The following is a 17,364-nucleotide window of genomic DNA, read 5'->3' as shown; positions in this document are numbered from 1 at the left end:
TCTGCACAATGAACAGGATATTGCAGTTGCGCAACAACCCGATCAGCCAATGTGTCTGAGCAGCAAAATTAGGCTGTTGACTCCTGTAATCGTTACAGCATTATCAAATCTGGACAAACGTACGAAATGGCGAAAGTCCAAGGGGAATATTGGTAAATATTGATGCCGCGCCTGGGTGCGGCTGGTCTGGAGGCGTAAGCTGTTTCCGGTCGTGGGGCGATTTTGCCCTTGCGAAATGCGGGATGCCGCGCGTCGTCTGACAATGTGCTGCAATGCGTCATAATCACGCGGGCGAACCGCGATTTGGGAGAGTGGAGGGCATCTTTTCAAGGGGGAGTCCAACACCATGAAGATTCAGTCTCGCCGCCGCACACAATTTGTGAAGATATTGGGGGTGACAACCATATTGGCCGGGCTGGGTGCCGCAGGCATGGCGCGCGCCGCCGATGCCATTGCGGACCCCGCCGCCGATCCGGCAATGGCGCTGCCCGCCGATGAAGCCGGTGGCGGCCTCACCGAAATCGTCGTCACCGCAACGCGCAGCGCGCAAAGCATCCAGAAAGTGCCGATTTCCATGCAGGCGCTGGGTGCCGAAACGCTGGCGGAGCGACAGGTCAAGGGTTTGAGCGATTTCGCCGCCCTGCTGCCGTCTGTATCGTTCGAGGGGATCGGACCAGGCCGCAACACCGCCTTTTTCCGCGGCATCGTGCCAGCGGGCGGTGCCTATGCCTCGGTCGGCTATTATCTCAACGACATTCCCATCACCGGCACCGCAGTGCCTGATATCCATGCTTATGATCTGGAGCGGGTCGAGGCGCTGGCCGGGCCGCAGGGGACGCTCTATGGCGCGGGATCGCTGGCAGGCACCATCCGCATCATTACCAACAAGCCCAATATGGACAAGTTTGAGTTCGGTTACGATGTCGAGGCCAATAAATATGGCAAGGGCGACTTTGGTGGTCAGCTGGAATCCTACATCAACGTCCCGCTGAGCGACACATTGGCGGTGCGTGCCATGGGCTATTACCGGCGCGATGGCGGCTATATCGATAACAAGCCCAATAATGGTCTGCTCAACAATGGCGCGCCGGCCGTCTATACGCTGGGCGACAATAATCCGGCGACCTTCTTCAACCTCGACAATTCCGATATTGCCAAGGATGATTATAACAGCATCAAGGAATTTGGCGGTCGCGTGCAATTGCTGTGGGAACCGGTCGATGGCTGGTCGGTCGCGCCGGAAATCACCGCGCAAAAACAGGTCGCCAACGGCTATTTCGGTTTCGATCACCGCGTCGGCGATCTGGAAGTGCATGATTATGACCAGACCAAAAATGACGATCGCTGGTATCAGGCGGCGCTCAGCATCCATGGCCATATCGGCGACTGGGATCTGGTTTCCGCCACCGGTTTCTTCAAACGGCGGACCCGCACGCTCAACGATTATACTTATTACACGGTCACATATGACGGCTTTGGGCCGGGCTATGAAAGCTATCTGCAATTTTTCGACAATTGCACCGGGTCAGGCGCTGCGCAGCAATGTTCGCTGATCGACCCGACGCAATATTATCATGCCGATACGCACCGGAACAAATTTACGCAGGAATTGCGCCTGTCGACGCCCAAGGACTGGCCGTTCGACGTCACGATCGGCGGCTTTTACCAGCGGCAGAAAAACAAGACGAACACCTATTATGCCATTCGCGGGCTGGACACGATTACCGGCTATACCCAGACGGGCGGCGGCGATGTGCCGGGCGGACTGATCGGTGTGCCGGGTATGTACGGGATCGACTATGATGAAGATGGCAACCCCTTCTTCGACACCAGCAATGTCATCAACCCCAACGGCAATCCTCTCGGCACGATGCTGCTGGGCACGCAGGCGGTAAAGAGCGACGGCTTCTACATTAACGAACAGAACCAGCTTTATCATGACAAGGCGATCTTCGCCGAAGGCCATTATAACATCACGCCGACATTGAAGCTGACTGGTGGTATCCGCTATTTCTGGACGGATTTTGCGGTCAAGGGCTTTGCCGGTGTCGCGGGATCTGCGGCCAATACTATCACGTCGGTTTTTGTCCCGACCGGGGAAATGGGCTGCCCCACGCCACTTCCGGCCGAGCGCCTGCAATGCCTCAACACCAATTTCCGCGCGCCCGACCAGACCGGGCGATACAAGGAAAAGGGCGAGACGCATAAGGTGGCGCTCGACTGGCAATTCCAGCCGGACAAAATGGTCTATTTCAACTATTCCACCGGCTTTCGTCCCGGCGGGTTCAACCGTCCGCTGCGCATCCGTAACTTCGGCCCGGTCGATGTCGCCCCGTTCAAGTCCGAAACGCTCACCAATTTCGAGTTGGGTGTCAAGACGACGTGGAACAACATTTTCCGCTTCAATGCGGCGGTCTATTATGAGAAATGGAATAATATCCAATATGGTGTCGTCGTGTCGGGCGCGCAGGGTGCGGGCATGACCGGCAATGCGGGCAAGGCGGTGGTCAAGGGTATCGAATATGATGCCGACCTGAAGCTGGGCAAGGTGACGATCTCCACCTCCGGTGCGTATAATGACGGCAAGTTGAAGGGCAATTTCTGCAACTTCGCGTTGGACCGCGACACCTCGTCCATTTCCCAACTGTCCAGCTGTACGCTGGGTGAGGATGTGCCGGAATCCAGTCCGCCAACACCGCAGGTCGCTGCCGCAAACGGCACCCGCCTGCCGCGCCAGCCCAAATTCAAGGGCACGACCTCAATCCGCTACGACACCTATCTGGGCGACTATAGCGCCTATGTGCAGGGCGCAGCACTCTACCAGACCGGGGCGACCCAGGATCTGAACGTCGATAATAATGCGCTGCTCGGCAACACGAAGGGCTTTGTCAGCTTCGACTTTTCCGGGGGCGTCAAGAAGGACAGTTGGAGCCTCACGCTGTTCATCCAGAACGCTTTTGACAAGCGCGGGCAACTGACCAAAAATACCTTCTGTTCGATCGACTTTTGTTCCGGCTCGTCGCGCACCTTCATTATCAAGCCGCAATTTTTCGGCATCCGCTTCGGCCAGAAATTCTAAAGGCGGGGGCTACGCAAAACGGCCGCCGGATCACTGATCCGGCGGCCGTTTTATTTGCCAATCTGGTTCAAAAACGGGCTATTTCTGCCCCGGATAGAGCAGTCGCATGGTCACCGGCGCGCCGCATTGACGGATCGCGACATCGACATAGCGGGCGCGTTCGGCTTTGAGCGAAGTCGATGTCAGGGCGAATTTCCGCTCATGCGCGACCTCATCGGCCGTGAAGGGCTTTGAACCCTTGGGAACACTCGCCCCGCCCAGGCCAAAGACCATATAATTGACCAGATCGGCGAGCTGTTGATTGTCGGTGATCCGGCTATGCGCGATATTGGGCAGCCGGATGAGATAGGCGCGCGATTGCGGCGTACACATAAACCAGCCGACCCGCCCGCGCAGTTCTGGCAATTGCGCAGGCGCAGCGCTGCCCTGTATGCCATGGCAGCCGCCGCAATGTTCGGCATAGTCGGATCGCGCCAAATCCGGGTCGGTGATCGCAGCGGGCAACACGCCCAATGGCGGCAGCGCGGCGCGGCCAATGCCGACCGCGCCGATCAGGAGCAGGGAGCCGAGAACGAGCCTGCGCATCGCGATAAAGTCCTAGCTGGCGGACCCCACCAGCACCGCGGTCGAACAATGATATTCCATGCTGGTCGTGCCGAAACACCAGATCACGTCATTATTGAGTTGGGGCATGTAAAGCTGGGTTTCCCGGTCGGTATTGTCGCAACCGCACTGGCCGCAGGCGGGTTTGCCGCAACAGTCGCGATAGGCGATCAGATAGGCCTTGCCGTCGTCCGGGTTGATGCAGGTGCCGACCCAGGAAACAGGCGATGGCTCCGCGCCCGGCGGGCAACTATGGATGCCGCCGCCGCAGCAGGTGCAAAGCGCGCCGTCAATGGCGCAGTAGCGCCAATAATCGCATTTGGTGTCATCCTTGGTCTGGGCGTTGCGCGCGAAACCCGTCTTGCCCTCCGGCGACCGGTCGGGCTTGGCCGCTTCCGCGCGGCTGACCGGCAAGAGCGGGAAGGCGGGCGCCGCCACCAGCGCCGCCCCCAACCGCGAGAGCATGGAACGGCGCGATGTGCCGCCCGCCAGCTTGCGCAACAGGCGTTCCCCCATGGCGTCGGCGTCAAATTTCTTCATGTCACTGACCCCCTATATGCCGTTCAGGCTGCCTGCGCCTTTAACGATCCGATATAATCCTGCACGGTTTTGATCCCCATTTCATGGGCCACGACCAGGCTTTCGAGATGTTCGCGGCTGTTCACCAGCCCCTTGGACAGGATCGTCCCTTCCGCGTCCAGCAACACGGCATAGGGCAGCTTGGCAACGCCAAAGGCCTGGCCGACTTCGGGACCATTGACGAAGGCATAGGCCTCCAGCCCGTGCTGCGCGATCATCGCGCGCTGGGCGGCGGCGTCATCATCACCGACGAAGCTGAGCGCAACCCGCTCGTCGCGGGCGAAGGATTTGGCCATCGGGATGATCGACTTGCACAGCGGGCATTGCGCCGACACGAACATCAGCAGGCGCAGCGGCACGTCATGCGCATGGCCGCCAATCGTCACCGGTGCGCCGTCCAGCAGGCGCGCATCGACCTTGACCGTGGCGTCGCCGACCGCCGGGCCACCGCTGGTGGTCAGCGCACCGGCAGGCGCAACGCGAATGTGCAGCACACCGACCTGCCGCGCGACCGCCAGCAGCGCCACGCCAAGGCCCAGGATCACGATCCATGACAGGATTTGCGAGAGAATGAGCGATGTCATCATGAATGCTTATCTCCGGTAGGCGGCGGGCGACGCGATCAGCGCGCCGATGGAATTGCTGAGCAGATGGGCCAGATAGAGCGCAACACCGCCGACCATGGCCGTGCCTATATCCAACGCGCCAAGCGACGGTCCGGGCCACAGGCGCGGCACCAGCAGCAGCGCCAGCACAATGTTGCGGGCAACCAGCGGCCAGCCGATCGGATGGCGCAGTTGCGACCGGCCACAACCGCAATCAATCTGGGTGCGACCGCGCCGGATATTGATCGCCATCGCCACCCCGAACAGCGTCAGGAGCAGGATGGCCATCATCACCGGCAGGGGCGCGATACCCGCGATCAGCGCGCCGCCGATCCCTATTTCAGCGATCGGCAGGATTTTCGCGGCAGGCCCGACCAACCCTGCGGGGAGCAGCCGATAATTGGCAATCACGCCGGGCAGTAATATGCGATGCCGCAGCTTTTCCAAACCCGCGATCAGCAGGATCAGGCCAACGCCCACCGATGCGGCCAATCCCATGATCGCCAGCCCCAGCGCCATGGTCAGGACGGGTCCGCAACCGTGATGGTGCTGCCCCCGGCTTTCTCGATCTTGTGCTTTTCCTCGCCAGTCGCGACGTCGATGACGATGGCGCTGCCCTCTTCGCCGTTCATGAACAATAGCGGCTTGTCGGTTTGCGACACTTCGATATTGTTCATCGGTTCCTTGAGCGCGCGGCGCTTGACGACTTTTTGCGTGGCCAGGTCGACTTCCCACACTTCGGTGCCGGACGCCTTGTGCGACCAATATTCGCCCATATGCATCAAGACGAACAGATGGCCGGACGGACGGTGAAGCGCCATCGGCTGGCGACCACCCGGATACCAGTTCAGCTCCAGCGGCTTGGTTTCGCCCGGACGAATGCCCGCCGCCGCCTGGATCGAGAAAGGCGCGGAAATGGTCGGCGTCGCACCCAGCTTGGCCTGATAAATCTGGCCGGTATAGGTCAGGAAGGTCGTTTCCTTCTTGCGCTTGTCATAGGTGAAATTGTCGAAGATCGGATCATCGGTCGCTGAAAAGAAGGGCGCGCTATGGCTGATGTCCGCCTTGGTCCCCTTGATCGCTACCGTAGCGAGCGAGCCGTCCGAGCAGAGCGCGGAAAAGCCCACACCCGGATTGGGCATCAGGCTGGCGCAGCCGGGCAGTTCCACTGCGGTCACGAACTTGCGCTTGACCAGATCGACGATATTCACCCCGGATACGGGACTGAAATCATAGACATAGGCGGTCTTGCCATCGTCGCTGACGATGAAGTTATTTTTGCGCGACCCGATCAAGATGCGGCCGGGCAGGGGGACTTCGGTGATCAGGTTCAATGTCTGGCTGTCATAGACCGACACCATGTCCTGTCGCGTGCCGCGATCGCCCTTCGACCAGATGGTTTCGGCGACATAATAATATTTGCCCGCAGGATCGATCGCAAAGTCAGCCAGTCGGCGGGTTTCGACCATGCCCTTCATCTTGCCGGTTTCACCGTCGAAGATGCTGGTGCCGGGCATGTCCCAGCCGCCATCGACAAAGAACCAGGTCGGTTTGGGCGGGGTGATGGTCAGGACGTCGGACGTCTCCATTTCCAGCACCGCGCCGGTATCGGCGGGCGCGGCCTGGGCCGGGCTGGCAAGCAGCGCCCAGCCCCATGCGGCGGCGGCGAACAATCCCCTGGCGGCGGTCCTCGGCATCTGGCGTGATCCCCCTTGATCGTGCGGACGGACAGATGGACTCAACGGGCCACATATCAGCGTCTGCGCAAAGATTGGACAGCTGTCCGATATTGGTCAAGCGCTTTGGCGGGCAGGACGTAAATATATTTTGCATTGCAGCAATGCGGCACAAAACCGGATTACCGACAGGCCTCAGGCGGCCTGCACCATCAATCCTGCAAGGTCGCGCGATGTCACCGTTTTGGCAAGCTGAACCAATGACGTAGCGGCAATCGCGGTGAAAGCCGGCATCTTGTGCGCCCAAGGCTTGCCATGGCCCAGAAATGGGGTCGATCCTTCCATCGACGCGCTGATGAACAGGGCGACGCTATGCACTTCGTCGGCGGTCAGCGCCGGATTTAGCTCAGCGACATATTCGCCGATGGCACCATGCACCCGCTCGTAAAAGACGCGGACCCGATCGGCGACGAAATCGCTATGATTGGCCAGCGCCCATAATTCGGTGAACAAATGGGTGGTGCGCTTGGTCTGTATGTCGTCCAGGCACAGGATGATGACGCGCCTCAACCGCTCTTCGGCAGTCAGGCCGGGCTTGCGCACCGTCTGGTCCATCATCGCGCCATAGGAATCGACCAGTTCGTCCAGCATCACCTGGATCAGCATTTCCTTGCGCGGGAAATGATAGCTGACATTGCCGACCTTCATGTCGCAGCGCGCGGCGATGCGACGCAGGGTGAAGGCATCGGACCCCTCGTCGATCAACACCGCCAGCGCGGCCTTGAGAATCTGATCGACCGTTTCGGTCCCGCGTGCATAGATGCCGGGACGGGAGGGTGAGAATATCATGTCACTATCTGCCTTGCCCTGCTCCTACCATCCAATTGGACGTGCCGCCACCCTTTGCCGCCATTTCGGGGCAAAGAGGCGTGGTGGCGGAAATGCCCGAATGACAGCACAGCGTCTTTGCGATTCGTCCCATCAGCCAAGAAGATCGTGCTGGTGGGCAAGCTCGGCGTTGGATTGCTGCATTTGCCATCGCGATACCATCCAGATGCAAAGATCGGCACGACGATAAAGCCCGAAAAGCCGCGCAAATCCGCCGAAAAATCGCCTTGCCCGACGCCAGGCGCAAGTGCTGCCCGATGCGCCGCTCTTGGCAGATGCGCCGCGCCCGACTGTTATGCGCATCCATGCCATGCGCCCGATGACGGAGGGCGCAGGCGACCGCCATGATTGCGTAAGAGAGGCATCTGACCTGTGAGCGAGACCATTTTCGACTGTTCGGACATCGACCAATATCTCGGCAAGCCGATGCAGCCTGCCCGGATGCGCGAACCGATCCACAATAATGACATTCGCCGCTGGGCGCAGGCGATGCATTATCCCAATCTGCTTCATTATGATGCCGACTATGCAGAGGAAAGCCGCTGGGGCAAGTTGGTCGCGCCGCAGAGCTTTGCCGTGACGATGGACGATGGTCATGGCGCGGGTCCGGCCTGCGTCGGCAGCATCCCCAATTCGCATCTGTTGTTCGGCGGTGACGAATGGTGGTTTTATGGCCCGCGCATCCAGGGCGGGGATATGGTTCATAATGAGCGGGTGCCGTTCGACTATGTCGTCAAGGATACGAAATTTGCTGGTCCCACCTGCTTCCAGCGCGGCGACAATAATTATTACAACCAGAATGGCGAACTGATCGCCAAGCAGCGGTCCACCGCGATCCGCTATTCGGCGGAAGCGGGCCGGGAAAAAACTTCAGCCGAAGTTGTCGAAAATACCGACGATCCGGTCTGGACCGACCAGGAACTGGTCGAGATCCAGGAACGCAAGTTCCGCTGGGTCCAGATGTTGCACGATCTGGGCCATGGCAAACGCTATCTGGAGGATGTCGCGGTGGGCGACGTCCTGCCCGACCGCGTGTTCGGCCCGCACAGCATTGCCAGCTTCACCACCGAATGGCGCGCCTATCTGTTCACCATCTGGGGCGGCACGCATCGCCGCACCGATCTGGATCTGGCGGCGTTGGGCTTTGTCGATGAAATGGCGGGCCATGAAAATGATCCGGTGATGGAGCGGATCAATCCAGAGCTGACCGACGGCGCCTATTTTGGCCCGTCGCGCGGGCATCTCTTCCCCCGCTGGGCACGCTTCATCGGGATGCCGCGCGCCTATGGCTATGGCGCGTCGATGGGCGCGTGGGTGGTCGATTATCTGTCGGGCTGGGCTGGCGAATGGGGCATGGTGACCCATTCGGTCGCCTCCTATCGCGGTCCCGCCTTCACTGGCGACATCACGATCATGACCGGCACGATCGTCGACAAATTCGTCGATGATGAAGGCCGCGAAGTCGTGCAGGTGGACGTGCGGATGGCCAATCAGTCCGGCACCGTGCTGGCAACGGCCAAGGCGGAGGTTCTGCTGCCGCGCAAATGACCTGCGACGGCGGGGCTGGCGACAGGCTTGCCCGCCCCGCCGATCGTATCGGACTGTCCGAATCCGGCCTATCCTGTCGCCCGTTGCGCGTCGATGATCGTCACGATCGCGCTGATCACCTTGCGGCAATAGGCCTCCCTTTCCTGTTCGCTGACCTGGCCGACTGCACTTTGATGATTGTACCAGCCCGATATGCCGTGCAGGAACCGCCCTTCACGATACCGCGCCTGGAAGCGATCGGGCGGTCGGCTGATTATCTGCGTGCATTGCGGGGATGACCGGGGCATCACCATGCGACTCTACTGGTCGGCGGCGATCACCCTGTAGAGCAGCAGCCTGTTACTGACGAGGGCAAGGTCGGTCGCGATGGCCGACCGGCGCGCAGAATAAAGCGATCTTTGGTTGACCAGCGTGTTCAGGAACGTGTCGATCCCCGACCGGTAGCGCTGTTCCGACAGGTCATAGGCGCGCTGGCTGGCGGTGACGAGCCGCCGTTGCGCCGCCTGCTGCGCGTCGATCGTGCCGTCCCGCGCCAGCGCGTCGGCGACTTCGCGAAAGGCGGTCTGGATCGCCTTTTCATATTGCGCCAGCGCCAGGTCGCGTTGCGCCTTGCTATAGTCCAGATTGCCGCGCGCCGGGCCGCCGAAGATCGGCAGGCTGGCGGACGGGCTGGCCGACCAGGTGAAGGCGTCACCGGTAAAGAGCGATGACAGGGCGGAACTCGCGACGCCGATCGCCGATGTCAGGCTGATCTTCGGGAACATCGCCGCGCGCGCCGCGCCGATATCGGCATTGGCGGCCTTGAGCTGATGTTCGGCCTGCAACACGTCGGGACGCTGGAGCAGCATGTCGGATGACAGACCGGCAGGCACTCTGACAACCCCGGCGATCAGGCTGTCGAGCGAGGCGGGGAGTAGTGCATCCTCGATCGGCGCGCCGACCAGCAGGTTCAGCGCATTGCGATCCTGCGCCACCTGCGTCACATTGGCGGCGACGTCGGACGCGGCCTGTTCCACTATGGTTTGCGCCTGATAGACGTCCAGTCCGCCGCTCAGCCCCGCGCCCTTGAGCGATTGGGTCAGCGTCAGGCTGCGCTGCGCACTCGCCAGCGTCTGCCGCGACACGGCGAGCAATTCCTGATCCGCCGCCAGCGTGGCGTAGGCGGTGGCGGTTTCGGCGATCAGGGTGATGCGCGTCGCCCGCGCGCCCTCCTGCGTCGCCAGATAGCTCTCCAGCGCGGCCTCACTGAGGTTGCGGACCCGGCCGAACAGGTCGATCTCGAACGCGCTGATGCCGATATCCGCGCTATAGCTGTCATTCTGCCGCGTCACATTCGCGCCTGCGTCCCCGCTCAGCGTCGGCAGTTGCGCCGCGCGCTGCACCCGATATTGCGCGCGCGCCGACAGGATATTGGCCAGCGCCGCGCGCAGGTCACGATTATTGGCCAGCGCCCGCTCAATGACTGTGCGCAGCGCGGGATCGCTCACCAACTGCGTCCAGGCCAGCCCCGGCTGCACGCCGGGTTGCGTCGGCGCATAGGCCTCGCCCGTCGGCAACGCCGCGGGCACTGGCGGGGCGGGGCGGACATAGGCCGGGGCCATATTGCACCCCGCCAGCATCAGCGCGGGGATCAGCGGAAGGACGGCGCGGCTCATGCGGGCACTCCTGCGCCCGGCGGTGTCGGTTCCGGGCGCACAGGCCGGTCATTGCCAAACAGCCGGGCGATGGTGACGAAGAAGAGCGGCACGTAGAAGATCGCCAGCACCGTCGCCGTCACCATGCCGCCCACCACCGCCGTGCCGATCGCGATGCGGCTTTGCGCGCCCGCGCCCGTAGCGATGGCAAGCGGAATGACGCCCGCGATGAAGGCCAGGCTGGTCATCAAAATCGGCCGGAACCGCAGCCGCGCCGCCTCCAGCGCCGACGACAGTGCATCCTTGCCCTGCCGGTGCGCCAGTTCGGCAAATTCTACGATCAGGATCGCATTCTTCGCCGCCAGCCCCATGGTGGTGAGCAGCCCAACCTGAAAATAGATATTATTTTCCAGCCCCCGCGCCCACACAGCAATCACCGCGCCGACCAGCCCCAGCGGGATCACCAGCAGCACCGCGAACGGGATCGACCAGCTTTCATAGAGCGCCGCCAGGCACAGGAACACGACCAGCACCGAGAGGGCATAAAGCAACGGCGCCTGCCCGCCCGACAATTGCTCCTGATAGGACAGGCCGCTCCAGGCATAGCTGGTCCCGGTCGGCAGCTGCTTTTGCAACGCCACGATCCGGTCCATAGCCTCACCCGAACTCGCGCCGGGGCCAGCCTGCCCCTGTATCTCATAGGCCGACTGGCCATTGAAGCGCGCAACCGTCGTCGGTCCCATCGTCCAATGCGTCGTGGCAAAGGCGGAGAAGGGAACCATCTCGCCGGTCGCGCTGGACCGCACCATCCATTTGTCGAGATCGGTGGGCAGCGCGCGATAGGGCGCGTCGGCCTGCATATAGACGCGCTTCACCCGCCCGCGATCAACGAAATCATTGACGTAGCGGCTGCCCCAGGCAGAGGTCAGCACATTGTCGACATCGCCCTGGGTCAGCCCCAACACGGCCAGCTTTTCGGAATCGACATCGACCTTTAGCTGGGGCGTATCCTCCAGCGTCGCGGCGCGCACCCCGGTTAGCATCGGGTCCTTCTGCGCGGCAGCAAGCAACTGGTTGCGCAGCTCCAGAAAGCGCGCCCGCGACAGCCCGCCAGTGTTGAGCAGTTCAAAGGTAAAGCCGTTCGACTGGCCGAGGCCACGAATGGCGGGCGGCGTCATCGCCAGCACCCGCGCGTCGCGGATGGCGGCCAGCTGCTTGTTGGCGCGCCCGACGATCGCGTTGGCGCTGTTCACCGCCCCCGGTCGATCACCCCAGGGTGCCAGATTGATGAAGCCCTGCGCGGTATTTTCGCCTTGCCCCGCAAAGCTGAAACCCGTCATCACGAACGCGAAGGCGATATTGTCCTTCTCGTCACTCAGGAAATAATTTTGCATCTGCTCGACCGCATCGGCGGTCCGGCTTGATTTCGCACCGGCGGGCAGGGTCAGCTGCACCATCACCTGCCCCTGATCCTCGACAGGCAGGAAACTGGACGGCAGCCGCACGAACAGCAGCAGCAGAAGGGCGATGATGACGCCATAGCCACCCCAGAACAAAGTCCGCTTGCCCAGCATCTGCGTCGTGCGGCGGACATAGCCATTGGTCAGCCGTTCAAACCAGCGGTTGAATTTCCCCGACCAGCCCTGGGTCCGCCGTTCCTCCGCAATGGGTTTCAGGATCGTGGCGCACAAAGCAGGCGACAGGATCAGCGCTACCAGCACCGACAGCAGCATCGACGACACGATCGTGATCGAAAATTGGCGGTAGATCACCCCGGTCGACCCGCCAAAAAAGGCCATGGGCAGCAGCACGGCGGACAGGACCAGCGCGATGCCGACCAGCGCGCTGCCAATTTCCTCCATCGACTTGATCGTCGCCTCGCGCGCCGAAAGCCCTTCCTCCTCCATGATGCGCTCGACATTCTCGACCACAACGATGGCATCGTCCACCAACAGGCCGATCGACAGCACCATCCCGAACAGGGTCAGCGTATTGATCGAATAGCCAAACAGCGCCAGCACACCGAATGTGCCGAGCAGCACCACCGGCACCGCGATCGCCGGGATCAGCGTCGCGCGCCAGCTTTGCAGGAACAGGAACATCACGACGACGACCAGCAGCACCGCCTCGATCAGCGTCTTGATGACCTCCTCGACCGACAATTTGATGAACGGCGTGGTGTCGCGCGGAAACACGATTCTGTAACCGTCGGGCAGGTTGGTGGACAGCTCCGCCACCCGCGCCTTGACCAGTTCGGCGGTCTTGAGCGCATCGGCCCCCGGTGCCAGCTGCAACGCCATGCCGGACGCGGGATGGCCGTTCAGCCGGGCGGCAGTGGTATAGCTTTCATTGCCCAGCTCCACCCGCGCCACATCGGACAGATGGACGATCGACCCGTCTCTCTGGGTCTTGACGATGATAGCGCGGAATTGCTCCGGCGTCTGAAGCCGCGCACGCGCCGTGACCGTCGCATTGAGTTGCTGCCCGGCAGGCGCCGGGTCGGCCCCGATCTGTCCCGCAGATACTTCGACATTCTGCGCCGCGATCGCGCTCTGCACGTCGGACGGCATCAGCTTGACGGCGGCCAGCTTGTAGGGGTCCAGCCAGATGCGCATCGCATATTGCGACCCGAAAATCTGCGCCGCGCCGATGCCGCTGATCCGCGCAATCGAATCCTGGTAATTATTGACCAGATAGTCGGAAATGTCGGACTGCGACGCGCGGTTGCTCTCGTCATAAATACCGACCAGCATCAAAAAGTCGGTTTGCGACTTGGTGACGGTCAGCCCCTGCTGCTGCACTGCATTGGGCAGGCGGCTCAAAGCCTGCTGCACCTTATTCTGTACCTGCACCTGCGCGGTGTCGGGATCGGTTCCCTTCTCGAACGTCACGGTGATCGACGATCGCCCCGTCGCCGAGGAAGAGGACGAGAAATACATGAGGCCATCTACGCCGGTCAGCTGCTGTTCGATGACCTGGGTGACGCTGGTTTCAACCGTCTCCGCCGACGCGCCCGGATAGGTTGCGTTGATACCCACCGCAGGCGGCGCAATGTCGGGATATTGGGCGATCGGCAGCGACAGCATGGACCCCATGCCCGCAATCATCACGCCAATGGCGATGACCCAGGCGAAAATCGGCCGTTCGATGAAAAAGCGACTGAGCAAGATCCGGTCCCTACTTCTTCGTCGCGATGGTCACGGGCTTCACCTTGTCGGCGGGCTTCACCTTGTCGGTGCCCTCCACGATCAGGCGGTCGCCCGCCTTCAGCCCGTCGGTGATCAGCCATGCGTCGCCGATCGCCTGACCGGCTGTCACGATCCGCCGCTCAACCTTATTATCCTTCGTCACCACCAGCGCGGTCGCATTGCCCTTGGGATCGCGGCTGATGCCCTGCTGCGGGGCCAGGATCGCGCCCGGCACCACCGCTTGCGGCGCGACGACGCGCACGAACATGCCGGGCAGCAGCAATCCGTCGGGATTGGGGAAGCGGGCGCGCAGCGTCACCGTGCCGCTGTTGACGTCCACGATCGGCTCGGCAAATTCGATTTGCCCCGCCTGCGGATAATCGCTGCCATCGTCCAGCTTCAGCCGGATCGTCGCGCTGGCCGGCAGCGTCTTGCCCGCCGCCAGCGACCGGCGCAGCTGCAACAGCTGCGCGCTCGACTGGGTGATATCGACATAAATGGGGTCAAGCTGCTGGATGGTGGTCAGCGGATCGGCCTGACTGGCGGTGACCAGCGCGCCCTGCGTGAACAGCGTCCGGCCTATCCGGCCACTGATCGGCGCACGAACCAGCGTGAATTGCAGATTGACGTTGCTCGTCGCAAGGGATGCGCGCGCCTGCTGGACAGCAGCGGCGGCCTGCCGCGCGGTCGCGGTCACATCATCGCGATCCTGGGCGCTGACCGCTTCATTGTCCGACAAGGTGGCATAGCGCCGCGCTTTCGCCTGCGCCGCCGCGGCGGTCGCCTGCGCGCTGGCCAGCGCCGCCATCGCCTCGTCGCGCGACGCCCGATAGAGCCGCTGGTCGATCTCATAAAGCGGCTGGCCCGCGCTCACCAGCGATCCTTCGGTGAACAGCCGCTTCTGGATGACGCCCGCCACTTGCGGCCGGACCTGCGACATCATGGTGGATACGGTGCGGCCCGGCAATTCGCTCGCCACCGTGACATTGCGCGCGGTCAGCGTCACCACGCCCACCTCGACCGGACCCTTCTGCGGAGGGGGCTTGTCGCCACACGCCGCGACGGCCAGGCAAAGTGCCAGCAGGGGCAGGGAACGGGCAGAGAAAGGCGCTAACATCGTCGGGCAGGTTCCTTGTTGACCAGGCGGAGCCTTGCGATGCGCTTTCGCGCGGGGTTCGACCTGCCGGGGCGCACGAGGGGGAGGGGGACGCACGCTGACGGCCGGATCGATCGCGGCGATTGTCCGTCCCGGTGGACGGACAGGCATCGCAAGGACTCCGCATGGTGTCGGCGAGGGGGGCAGCCGACCTCAGCCTCTTGGCTATTTTGGCAACGACCGCATAGCGGAATTTGGCTTCCATCTGTGGCACTGTGCGGCATAGCGTATCGCTTTGTATCAGCCTGTATCATCGCTGGCCGCCGGGCAGACTTTCGCCACGCGACGCGCTAGGGAAGGGGGATGCCTGATACCGCTCCCGCCCGTGCTGCTACCGTGCTGGTCGTCGATGACGATGCGGACATCCGGGAACTGATCGTCGGCCAGCTGGCCCAGGAAAATTACCGGCTGCTGGCGGCGGCGAACCTTGGCGAATTGCGGCAAAGGCTGCGCGATCATCCGGTCGACCTCATCGTCCTCGATCTCAACCTGCCCGATGGCGACGGCCTGTCGCTGTGCCGCGAATTGCGGGGCGAAGGATCGGACGTGCAGATCATCATGGTGACCGCGCGGGGCAGCGCGATCGATCGGGTGCTGGGGCTGGAACTGGGTGCCGACGATTATCTGACCAAGCCGTTCGAGCCGCGCGAATTGCTGGTGCGCATCCGCAACCTGCTGCGCCGGGGCCGGGGCGACACCGGAACGCAGGGCAGGGCGAACGCGATGCGCTACGCCCATTTCGGCCCGTGGCGGCTCGACCTGGTGCAGCGCCGGCTGATCGCGCCAGACGAGCGGCTGGTCATGCTGTCCTCGGCCGAATATCGGCTGCTATGCCACTTTATCGAGCAACCCAATATTGTGCTGGGGCGCGGCCTTGCTGCCCGAACGGCGCGCCACCGCCGCGTTCGACCGCTCGATCGACCTTCAGATCAGCCGCTTGCGCCAGAAGCTGGCCGACGTGCCGGGCGGCAGCGAACTGATCCTGACCGTGCGGGGCGAAGGCTATGTGCTGGCCAGCGCGGTGGACTATTCATGATCAGGCGGCTGGGCGGCCGGGTCCGCACTTTCTTCCGCTCCATGGCGGGGCAGATTTTCGTCATCCTGACTCTGGGCATGACGATCGCCGCGATCATCGCGCTATTGGTCGCCGAACAGACCCGCCGTCATGATTTTGAACGGGTGCGGCGGCAGCGTGTCGTGGCCAGCGCCGTCGATATAGCCGACCGTCTGCGGCGCGATCCGGCACGGATCGAGGCGATGATGGCCGACCACAGCTTCATGGGGGCAGCGCCCGTGCCGCCCGGCATTGCACTGGCCGAAACGAACCGGGACGTCGAATCGACACTGGCGGAACGCTTTGGTCCCCGGTCCCAGCCCGAAGCCGGCCAGGTGCCGACGGGCCTGTGCTTTGCCACCTACACGGGTCGATGGGAACGGGCAGCAGGCCTGATCGACGCGCCGCGCCCCGACTGCTGGATCGTGCGCTTTACCGATCATGAGGGGCAGCGACGCGAAATGGCGCTCACTTTCCCGCGTCTCGCCAAACCGCCCAGCACCATCTTCAATCCGCTTTATTTGCTGGTGATCGTCGCCGCCTCGGCTGGGCTTGCGATATTTGTCGCCCGCTTCGTGTCCAAGCCATTGCGGCGGCTGGAGCAGGCGGCGGAGGCCTTTTCGGTCTCGCTCGACCCGGAGGAAATTCCCGAACGCGGGCCGGAGGAAGTGCGCGCCGCGCTCTCCACCTTCAACCTGATGCAGCGGCGCGCCCGCGCGGGCTTTGCCGAACGGACCCAGCTGCTCGCCGCGATCAGCCATGACATACAGACACCGCTCACCCGGTTGCGGCTGCGGCTGGAACTGGTGGAAAATGAGGAACTGCGCGCGCGCCTGCTGGCCGATCATGAAGCCATGCAGCGGCTGGTGCGTGAAGGGCTGGACCTGGCCAGCAGCACCGAAGCGCGGGAGGAGTGGTCGGTCCTCGACATCGACTCGCTGCTCGCCAGCATGGCCGAGGATGCAGAGGAATTGGGTGCGCCAGTCCGCTTCCTGACCGGCTGCGGCGGCACCGTTCGGGTCAAGCCCAATGCGCTGACCCGCTGCATCGCCAATCTGGTGGACAATGCGGTACGTTATGGCGGCAGCGCCGACATCAGCTGCGCGCGGGCAGGGGGGCGGGTGCTGATCCATATCCGCGACCGTGGACCGGGCATCCCCGCCGACCGGCTCGACCAGATGTTCGAACCCTTCACGCGCGGTGCGACCGGTCAGCCGGGCGGACGCACCGGCACCGGCATCGGCCTGACCATAGCCCGGTCGCTTGCCATGAGCTTCGAGGCATCTGTCCGGTTGCGCAATGCCGATGATGGCGGCCTGATCGCCACCATCGATATGAAGGGCTAGCTGTACGG

The 17,364-nt window shown here is 62.6% G+C and carries 13 protein-coding genes and 1 pseudogene; 4 read left to right on the top strand and 10 right to left on the bottom strand.

What is annotated here, in order from left to right; genetic code table 11:
* Positions 1–346 precede the first annotated feature (346 nt).
* On the top strand, positions 347–3,079 hold the full coding sequence (locus tag ACODSR_RS12145; protein ID WP_489076791.1) for a TonB-dependent receptor: 2,733 nt from the start codon (positions 347–349) through the stop codon (positions 3,077–3,079).
* A 78-nt stretch (positions 3,080–3,157) separates the two neighbouring features.
* Here ACODSR_RS12145 and ACODSR_RS12140 read toward each other — a convergent pair whose 3' ends face one another.
* From ACODSR_RS12140 to ACODSR_RS12115, 6 genes are all read right to left on the bottom strand, one after another.
* A complete protein-coding gene (locus ACODSR_RS12140; RefSeq protein WP_489076789.1) occupies positions 3,158–3,664 on the bottom strand; it encodes a cytochrome C in 507 nt (168 codons plus the stop codon).
* A gap of 12 nt (positions 3,665–3,676) precedes the next feature.
* Positions 3,677–4,222, bottom strand: a complete 546-nt coding sequence (locus ACODSR_RS12135) for a methylamine dehydrogenase light chain (protein WP_294135315.1) — start codon at positions 4,220–4,222, stop codon at positions 3,677–3,679.
* Between the two features lie 23 nt (positions 4,223–4,245).
* A complete protein-coding gene (locus ACODSR_RS12130; RefSeq protein WP_489076787.1) occupies positions 4,246–4,848 on the bottom strand; it encodes a thioredoxin domain-containing protein in 603 nt (200 codons plus the stop codon).
* A gap of 6 nt (positions 4,849–4,854) precedes the next feature.
* Entirely contained in the window at positions 4,855–5,385 is a 531-nt protein-coding gene (locus ACODSR_RS12125; RefSeq protein ID WP_489076785.1) for a MauE/DoxX family redox-associated membrane protein, read from the bottom strand.
* 2 nt (positions 5,386–5,387) lie between these two features.
* On the bottom strand, positions 5,388–6,563 hold the full coding sequence (locus tag ACODSR_RS12120) for an amine dehydrogenase large subunit (protein ID WP_489076783.1): 1,176 nt from the start codon (positions 6,561–6,563) through the stop codon (positions 5,388–5,390).
* 174 nt (positions 6,564–6,737) lie between these two features.
* Complete coding sequence (locus ACODSR_RS12115) at positions 6,738–7,391, bottom strand: TetR/AcrR family transcriptional regulator (RefSeq protein ID WP_489076781.1); 654 nt, start codon at positions 7,389–7,391, stop codon at positions 6,738–6,740.
* A gap of 411 nt (positions 7,392–7,802) precedes the next feature.
* On the opposite strand from ACODSR_RS12115, the gene ACODSR_RS12110 reads away from it, so the two are divergent.
* On the top strand, positions 7,803–8,978 hold the full coding sequence (locus ACODSR_RS12110) for an FAS1-like dehydratase domain-containing protein (RefSeq protein ID WP_489076779.1): 1,176 nt from the start codon (positions 7,803–7,805) through the stop codon (positions 8,976–8,978).
* A 68-nt stretch (positions 8,979–9,046) separates the two neighbouring features.
* Here the strand turns inward: ACODSR_RS12110 and ACODSR_RS12105 are convergent, their stop codons facing one another.
* Genes ACODSR_RS12105 through ACODSR_RS12090 form a run of 4 tightly spaced genes read right to left on the bottom strand, consistent with a single transcriptional unit; the run spans position 9,047 to position 14,917 of the window.
* Entirely contained in the window at positions 9,047–9,265 is a 219-nt protein-coding gene (locus ACODSR_RS12105) for a hypothetical protein (protein ID WP_489076777.1), read from the bottom strand.
* Between the two features lie 12 nt (positions 9,266–9,277).
* The gene (locus ACODSR_RS12100) at positions 9,278–10,633 is read right to left on the bottom strand and encodes an efflux transporter outer membrane subunit (protein WP_489076775.1); all 1,356 of its coding nucleotides are present in this window, start codon (positions 10,631–10,633) and stop codon (positions 9,278–9,280) included.
* The gene (locus ACODSR_RS12095; RefSeq protein WP_489076773.1) at positions 10,630–13,779 is read right to left on the bottom strand and encodes an efflux RND transporter permease subunit; all 3,150 of its coding nucleotides are present in this window, start codon (positions 13,777–13,779) and stop codon (positions 10,630–10,632) included. The genes ACODSR_RS12100 and ACODSR_RS12095 overlap by 4 nt, the downstream gene beginning before the upstream one ends.
* A gap of 10 nt (positions 13,780–13,789) precedes the next feature.
* Positions 13,790–14,917 (bottom strand): efflux RND transporter periplasmic adaptor subunit, encoded by a 1,128-nt coding sequence (locus ACODSR_RS12090; protein ID WP_489076771.1) that lies wholly within the window; start codon positions 14,915–14,917, stop codon positions 13,790–13,792.
* A gap of 342 nt (positions 14,918–15,259) precedes the next feature.
* Between ACODSR_RS12090 and ACODSR_RS12085 the strand changes: the two are divergent.
* Positions 15,260–15,992: pseudogene (locus tag ACODSR_RS12085) on the top strand (response regulator transcription factor).
* Complete coding sequence (locus ACODSR_RS12080) at positions 15,989–17,356, top strand: ATP-binding protein (protein WP_489076769.1); 1,368 nt, start codon at positions 15,989–15,991, stop codon at positions 17,354–17,356. Before ACODSR_RS12085 ends, ACODSR_RS12080 begins: the two are co-directional and overlap by 4 nt.
* The last annotated feature ends 8 nt before the right edge of the window (positions 17,357–17,364 follow it).

This window comes from Sphingobium sp. FG125 (assembly GCF_057809795.1).
This window is presented reverse-complemented; position numbering and strand designations above follow the sequence as displayed.

Bases quoted from the DNA above. Each gene is read 5' to 3' on its own strand.
- ACODSR_RS12145 (WP_489076791.1), top strand. From the start codon at position 347: ATGAAGATTCAGTCTCGCCGCCGCACACAATTTGTGAAGATATTGGGG.
- ACODSR_RS12140 (WP_489076789.1), bottom strand. From the start codon at position 3,664: ATGCGCAGGCTCGTTCTCGGCTCCCTGCTCCTGATCGGCGCGGTCGGC.
- ACODSR_RS12135 (WP_294135315.1), bottom strand. From the start codon at position 4,222: ATGAAGAAATTTGACGCCGACGCCATGGGGGAACGCCTGTTGCGCAAG.
- ACODSR_RS12130 (WP_489076787.1), bottom strand. From the start codon at position 4,848: ATGATGACATCGCTCATTCTCTCGCAAATCCTGTCATGGATCGTGATC.
- ACODSR_RS12125 (WP_489076785.1), bottom strand. From the start codon at position 5,385: ATGGCGCTGGGGCTGGCGATCATGGGATTGGCCGCATCGGTGGGCGTT.
- ACODSR_RS12120 (WP_489076783.1), bottom strand. From the start codon at position 6,563: ATGCCGAGGACCGCCGCCAGGGGATTGTTCGCCGCCGCCGCATGGGGC.
- ACODSR_RS12115 (WP_489076781.1), bottom strand. From the start codon at position 7,391: ATGATATTCTCACCCTCCCGTCCCGGCATCTATGCACGCGGGACCGAA.
- ACODSR_RS12105 (WP_489076777.1), bottom strand. From the start codon at position 9,265: ATGCCCCGGTCATCCCCGCAATGCACGCAGATAATCAGCCGACCGCCC.
- ACODSR_RS12100 (WP_489076775.1), bottom strand. From the start codon at position 10,633: ATGAGCCGCGCCGTCCTTCCGCTGATCCCCGCGCTGATGCTGGCGGGG.
- ACODSR_RS12090 (WP_489076771.1), bottom strand. From the start codon at position 14,917: ATGTTAGCGCCTTTCTCTGCCCGTTCCCTGCCCCTGCTGGCACTTTGC.
- ACODSR_RS12080 (WP_489076769.1), top strand. From the start codon at position 15,989: ATGATCAGGCGGCTGGGCGGCCGGGTCCGCACTTTCTTCCGCTCCATG.